8 protein-coding genes are annotated in these 7132 nt (G+C 37.5%); all 8 read left to right on the top strand.

Going from position 1 to position 7132, the window contains the following annotated elements; all coding sequences use genetic code 11:
• Positions 1-701 precede the first annotated feature (701 nt).
• The 8 genes from FFS26_RS16305 (at position 702) to FFS26_RS16270 (ending at position 7075) form a co-directional block, all read left to right on the top strand.
• On the top strand, positions 702-2120 hold the full coding sequence (locus tag FFS26_RS16305; protein WP_137905578.1) for a TolC family protein: 1419 nt from the start codon (positions 702-704) through the stop codon (positions 2118-2120).
• An 11-nt stretch (positions 2121-2131) separates the two neighbouring features.
• Complete coding sequence (locus FFS26_RS16300; protein WP_110011075.1) at positions 2132-3088, top strand: HlyD family secretion protein; 957 nt, start codon at positions 2132-2134, stop codon at positions 3086-3088.
• Between the two features lie 62 nt (positions 3089-3150).
• Entirely contained in the window at positions 3151-4359 is a 1209-nt protein-coding gene (locus FFS26_RS16295) for an ABC transporter permease (RefSeq protein ID WP_137905577.1), read from the top strand.
• A gap of 288 nt (positions 4360-4647) precedes the next feature.
• Positions 4648-5103, top strand: a complete 456-nt coding sequence (locus tag FFS26_RS16290) for a DUF1569 domain-containing protein (RefSeq protein WP_110011016.1) — start codon at positions 4648-4650, stop codon at positions 5101-5103.
• 11 nt (positions 5104-5114) lie between these two features.
• A complete protein-coding gene (locus FFS26_RS16285) occupies positions 5115-5585 on the top strand; it encodes a hypothetical protein (RefSeq protein WP_110011017.1) in 471 nt (156 codons plus the stop codon).
• 75 nt (positions 5586-5660) lie between these two features.
• Complete coding sequence (locus tag FFS26_RS16280) at positions 5661-6032, top strand: VOC family protein (RefSeq protein WP_137905576.1); 372 nt, start codon at positions 5661-5663, stop codon at positions 6030-6032.
• A gap of 16 nt (positions 6033-6048) precedes the next feature.
• A complete protein-coding gene (locus FFS26_RS16275) occupies positions 6049-6597 on the top strand; it encodes an SRPBCC family protein (protein WP_228406553.1) in 549 nt (182 codons plus the stop codon).
• A 31-nt stretch (positions 6598-6628) separates the two neighbouring features.
• Positions 6629-7075, top strand: a complete 447-nt coding sequence (locus FFS26_RS16270) for a VOC family protein (protein ID WP_110011019.1) — start codon at positions 6629-6631, stop codon at positions 7073-7075.
• The last annotated feature ends 57 nt before the right edge of the window (positions 7076-7132 follow it).

The following is a 7132-nucleotide window of genomic DNA, read 5'->3' as shown; positions in this document are numbered from 1 at the left end:
ATTTTGAAGAAAGTAGGGTAAAAATCAAAGACGTTCACCCTACGCAAGCTAACTCAAGGTCGCTTTTATAAATATAAATGTATAAAAAATATTTGGAAGTTAACACAGAATCTAAAGCCAATTGACGTTTCACCTTTTTTAAACGGACTAAAGTCCGTTCCTATTGAATATGATCTCTCGCAGTAAAGATTGTTTTTCAAAGGTCATCCACTCCGTTTGTCGTTCCACAGAAATCCAGCCTCCAAAATTTAAAATATAAAGGGAATAAGTACGGTTTTATTCAATAGAAATGGGCTTTAGCCCATTTAATTAAAAGATTTAAGTTTCTTTTGGCTTTAGCCTAAACTTACTCTCAATTTGACAGAGAGCAGATTATGTATTATCAAAAGTTTATCACTCCGTTTGTCGCTCCGCGGGAATTCAGCTTCCAATATTCAAACTTAGTTTTTCAAATAAACATTGCTTTATCCTCTTTATTTTCTAAGAAATATGCGGTGGAAAACTGTATGGAAAAAGTAGAGTTAAATATTTTTTCAAAGTTTTTTAGTTTTTAATTAACATTTAAACGCTTTATCCAAAACTTTATTTTGCAGGGTTTTAAACTTAAACATATTTTAAACTTACTTTAAATTCACCATCTTGTAGAATTATCTTTAAGGATTTTAACAATTTTTGCATTATATTTGTTATAAACATAAACCATGAAAAACAATTTATTGATTTTTACGTTTAGTTTTTTTGCGTTCCCCGCTTTTGGCTGGGCACAGTCTGCACCGGATTTTAAAGAACTTCTGGATAGTGCTATGGTTCGCGATTCGAACCTCAAAATGCAGATTACCCAAAACAAACTTACCGATCTTGACGAGCACAAACTGAAAGATATCTTTCTTCCAACCCTGGAACTAAGTGGTAAAGCAGGCTATCTCAACGGAACAGCAAGACTGACGTCACCGGAATTCAATCTCGCTCCCTTTATCAATATTCCTGAAGGGACTTTCAACAATAATTTCAACGTATCAGGTTTTTCAGGTATTGCTAAGGCTGATGCTAAAATGCTGCTGTATTCAGGAGGAAAGGTGAAGTACATGAAAAAAGCAGTGGAAGAAAAGAAAAAGTCCGAAGATATCCTTCTGGAAAAAACAAAAGATGAGGTGATTGCCACCATATCCAAAGCCTATGATCAGTTAGCATTGATTCATCAGTCTAAAAAGGTTCTGGATGAAAGTAAAAAAAGATTGGATATCAACCGAAAAACGGCTGATAAAGCGTTTGGCTATGGTTTGATAACGCCTTATGACCATAAGAAAATTGAACTCGCCCAGGCTACTCTGGATGCTAAAATGGTAGAATATGAAGGGAAAAAAGAACTTCTTCTTACCCAGCTTTATATTTTGACAGGGATTCAAAGAGAAAGGCTCAGAATGATTGATCCTGTACTATCTCCTGTAGAATTGCTGGCTGCAGAAAAAGGAATTGAGCAGAGAGCTGAAATCAGAGCTCTGGAACATGGAATCAGTGCGGCAGACTATAAAATAAAAGCAGAAAGAACGTGGATGATTCCTAAAGTACAACTGATGGCTTCTGCCTACTATATCGGATTGTACGGGAACAGGATAAAATCTTCGGAAAATGTAATCCCGGCAGTTCCTATACTTGGATATGAAGGAAAAAAACTGGACTGGAGACCTAATAACATCAACGTGTTTCCATTGATTACAGCAGGTGTAGGTTTTAAATGGGAAATTTTCGACGGTAAAGAAGGAAAACATGCAGAAGAAACTGCCAAAGTTGGTAAAGAAGTATTGCAGAACCAGAAAGAAGACGCCCTGAAAAAACTGACCTTGAATCTGGCTAATAATCAAACCAATTATGATATCGCTTCTGCGCAGATTACCCTGAAAGCCAAAGAAAAAGAGCTGGCTAAAAATGCACTCGTACAGGCAGAAAAAGAATTCAGATACGGAATGAGTAAATCTTCACAGCTTATTGATGCCGAAAATGATCTTGAAGTTGCGGAACTCGAATATCAGAATGCCATTTTCAACCAGAGAAGAGCGGGAATAGAACTGATGAGGTCTACCCAGGAACTGGATATCACCAAATTTTATTTAATCCCTTAAAAATTTAAATGATGCATAAAAATATATTTATACTCTTCGCTGCTCTGTTTTTATTGGGGAGCTGTGACAAAAAAAACGAGAAAATCAAAGATCCGGAAGGAAAAACCAAAAAGGATGTGATCTCTTTTGCCCCTAAAGTTACCGGAAGGATTCTGAAAATATATGTTTCTGAAGGTCAGACTGTGAAAAAAGGAGATACACTGGCGCAACTTGATGTACCGGAAGTTTCTGCAAAAATTGCACAGGCGCAAGGGGCAGTGAGTGCCGCAACAGCTCAGGAGCAAATGGCAAAAAACGGAGCGACAGCCGATCAGATGAGACAGCTTCAGGCCAAATATAAAGGATTGAAGGAACAATATGAATTTGCTCAGAAATCCTACAGAAGAGCCAATAATATGTTCCGCGACAGTTTAATGTCTCCACAGGCCCATGACGAAATCTACGCAAAATTACAGGGTGCAAAAGCACAATATGATGCTGTAGTGGCAGAACTGGATGATGTGAAAAGAGGAACCCGTTTCGAAAAAGTAGAAATGGCAGCCGGACAGGCATCACAGGCTAAAGGCGCTTTACAGGAAGCAAATGTAGCCTATTCCGAAAGGTATATCATTGCCACCAATGATATGGAAATTGAGACCATCAGCCTGAATACAGGCGAGCTGGCAACCGCTGGTTTTGCTCTGTTCAACGGATATATTCCTGAGAGTACTTTTTTCAGATTTACCATCCCGGAAAGTGCTATTTCAAAATATAAAAAAGGACAGGAGGTCACTATGCAGATAGTCTATAACAAAGAAAACCTGACAGGAACTATCGTGTATATTAAACAGCTGACAAAGTATGCTGATATCACCACAGCTTATCCTGATTACCAGTTACAGGATGCGATCTACGAGATCAAAGTAAAACCCAAAGACATGAATAAGGCTAAAAATATTTTAGTCAATGCCAATGTAATCCTGAAATAAATTGAAAGGACAGATGAAGTTTCCTGAATTTCATTTCGTTCTCCACTTATAAAAATATACAGATGAAAGAATTTTTCCGTCTTTTGAAACGTGAGTTCAAACTTTTTATCGGCAATTCCACCTTAAGGACGGTGTTCTTTTTGGCACCGGTTTTCTATGCCACCTTGCTGGGGTTTGTCTACAAAAGCGGAAAAGTTGAAAATACTCCTGTTTTGGTTGTTGATAGAGACAATACACCGTTATCCAACCAACTGACGGAAATGCTGGATGATAATAAAAGCATCAAAATTATCAGATATCTGCAGGAACCTTTAAGCATAAAAGATGAGGTGATCAGGCATGAGGCAGCTGCTGTGGTTATTATTCCCTCAAGATTTGAAGGAGATATGCTGCAAAAAAAATATCCTGAACTGAATGTGTATATCAATACAGGAAATGTTTTAACGGCCAATTTTGCATCCAAAGCACTTCAGCTGACCATCGGAACATTTTCTGCCGGAGCTTCCATCAAAGCCCTTCAGAAAGCAGGAATGCCTGCTGCAAAGGCTGCAACACAATATGAACCTTTCAAAGCCAATTATATAACCCTTTTCAATACAACCGGAAACTATCTGATCTTTATGTGGCCGGCAATGCTGGCGGTAGTATTGCAACAGGTCATTTTATTAGCAATGGCGGTAAGTTTTGCTGCCGAATTTGAAAGAGGATCTTTTGTAAAAGAATATCAGAAAATGAAAAGATGGGCTTTCCCGACCATGTTGATTAAAGTCATTCCGATCTGGGTATTTTCTGTTCTTATTGTAGGTATTTATTACTTTATGCACATGATTTTCCATGTTCCGATGCCGGAAGGAATACTCAATTTTATTCTCCTCACAGCGGTATTTGTGGGATCGGTTTCGTTTCTGGGAGTATTCATCAGTATTCTGATTCCGGATGCTTTGAAGGCGACACAGATTCTTATGGTCATTGCTTCGCCGGCTTTCATTATCAGCGGTTTTACATGGCCTTTGAATGCAATGCCTGCTTTTGTACAGTTTATCGCGAATATTATTCCGTTAACTCCCTTTTTACAGGCTTTCAAGATCTTATTGATTCAAAAAGGTTCGGTAGAGCTTACCTTCCCGTATCTGAAACATCTAAGTATCCTTTTAGTAATATATGCGATCATAGGCTGGATTGCTTTAAAGATCAAACTATGGTTTATTTTCAAAAAATCTGCACCCCAGGAAATTACAATTGAGGATACTTCTCGGGAAGAGATAGAGTAGTTTTTAGTTAATTTGTTGCTGGTTTTTAAGTTAGAGGTTGATAGGATGCTGGTTTGCTGGTTACTTTTATAGTATATAGGCTGACAGATGATCAGTATCTATCCCGACAATTAAAGAGCAGGAGAAAATACGTAAAAAATAACCCGAAAAATAGCCGAAAAACTTTCGAACTCGAATTCCGTACCCCGTAACTCGTATCTCATAACAAGCACCCCTCAATTTTTTCAATCAACGATAAAAATCAAACAAAAAAACTGATATATTTGTCCATAGTAAAACAGAAATTATATGGAAAATGTATTTGATGCGAAAGATGCTCAAAACTATATAGATAGGATCAACAAATTAGTAGAAGATACTCACGGTTTATGGGGGAAAATGACTGTTGATCAGATGTTGGCTCACTGCTGCATAACCTATGAAATGGTGTATGAACCAGAAAAACATAAAAAGCCGGGAGCTATCGCAAAATTTATATTAAAAACTTTTGTAAAACCTAAAGTAGTGGGAGAAAAAGCATATCCAAGAGATTCACCTACCGCTCCACAGTTTTTGATTACCACCAGAAAGAATTTTCATGAAGAAAAAACAAGACTGATTGGTTTTATCCAGAAGACTCAGCAGCTGGGAGCAGATGCTTTCGATGGTAAAGAATCTTTTTCTTTTGGTAAACTGAATTCGCAGGAATGGAACAATATGTTTGCCAAGCACCTGAACCATCACCTGGCACAATTTGGCGTTTAAACACACATTGTATGAAAAAACTTTTATTACTTTTCATTCTGGCTGCCAATTTTGTATTGGGTCAGATGCCTGATATTTCCAATACATGGCTGAATAACAGTAAACCTTATATAGGAACCATTGGAAATAAAGGTCAGGAATTGAAACTGAAGATCAATATCTCTGAGCAGAATAAAAAAAATGATCAGGAATATTTCGTTTCAGGATATTCTCTTGTAGATACCAGTTATGCAAAATTTGAAGGGAAAATTACCATTTCAAAATATAAAGATTCCAAAAAACAGGGAACAGTATACGGAGAATATGAGCTGGCCGAAGAGAATAAAGGAAAACATTCCGGACTTTTCAAAGGGAAGTTTGTCTACAATTTCAAATGGAATAGAAAGACAGAGAAAATTGAAGAGCAGTACATCGAACTTACAGGCGATTGGAAAAGTTATGACGGAACTATTGAATTTAAGACCCATCTTAAAAATCAGTAAAAGAACCTCATTATCTATATCATACTTAACAATACCCCAGACCTCGGGGGCTTACTTTAAAAACTTACAAACATTATGAAACTAGGCGCATTTTCAATCAGCTTAAGCGTAAAAGATCTTCAGAAATCCAAAGACTTTTATGAGAAGCTTGGGTTTACAACTATGGCAGGAACAGAAGCACAAAACTATCTGATCATGAAAAACGGTTCTATGCTGATAGGCCTTTTTCAGGCAATGTTTGATGGAAATATGCTTACCTTCAATCCGGGATGGGACGAAAATGCACAGAATCTGGAATCTTTTGATGATGTGCGTGAAATTCAGAAAAGATTAAAGGAAAGCGGAGTAGAAATCGGTAGAGAAGCCGATGAAACCACCTCCGGGCCGGAACATATCTATCTGAAAGATCCGGATGGAAATATGATTCTTATAGATCAACACAGATAATAATTAAAACACATTGATGATGAAAACATTTAAACGTATTTTTTTACTATTAGCCACATTACTAATCATTTTGCTGATTTGGGCTGCTTTTATTCCGGGTGACTGTCAATATGAAAAGTCGATTTCCATTAATGCACCTGTGGAAAAAGTATGGCAGAATACCAATACCCTCAAAGCAATGGATCAATGGAGTCCATGGAATGATCTTGATCCGGGTATGAAAAAAGAGTGGACGGGAACAACCGGCCAGCACGGAGAAAAAGTTTGCTGGGATAGTAAAAATAAACAGGCAGGAAAAGGCTGCCAGGAATTGGAAAAAGTAGATGAAGCTGGTAAAAGAATAGATACGGCAATCAAATTTCTTACCCCTTATGAAAGTGAAGCAAATGCTTACGTAACAGTAGTTCCGGAAGGAAACGGAAGTAGGGCAACATGGGGATTTACTTCTGAGATTCCTTATCCGTTTACCTTGATGAAGCTGTTTATGAATATGGAGAATGCTATCGGAAAAGATTATCAGAAAGGGCTTTCACGATTAAAAGCACTGTCTGAAAAACCTCAATAAAACAAACTCAACTTAAAAAAACAAAACAATTATGGCAACAGTAAACGTTTACCTGACATTCAACGGAAACTGCAGAGAAGCATTCGATTTTTATAAATCTGTTTTCGGAGGAGAATATCCTTATATCGGAACATTTGGAGAAATGCCTCCAATGGAAGGAAAAGAAATGCCTGAAGAAGACAAAAACAAAATCATGCACGTTTCTCTTCCGATCTCTAAAGAAACGATTTTGATGGGAAGCGATACAGGAGGAGAGTGGTCTTCCAACTTCAAGGCAGGAAACAACTTCTCTATTTCTGTGAACGCTGAATCTAAAGAAGAAGCAGACAAATTATTCGGTGGTCTTTCTGCAGGCGGGCAGGTAACAATGCCAATGGCTGATACCTTCTGGGGAGCTTATTTCGGAATGTTCAGCGATAAATTCGGAATCAACTGGATGGTAAATTATGACGATCCAGCTAAAATGCAGCACTCATAAAATTTATCTTTGCACTCAAAATAATAAAAAAACCGACAGGAGCCTGTCGGTTTTTTT

It is taken from the genome of Chryseobacterium sp. 2VB (assembly GCF_005503635.1).
Taxonomy (GTDB): Bacteria; Bacteroidota; Bacteroidia; order Flavobacteriales; family Weeksellaceae; genus Chryseobacterium; species Chryseobacterium cupriresistens.
Note: the sequence above shows the minus strand (reverse complement) of the source record. Positions and strands in the feature narration are given on the sequence as shown.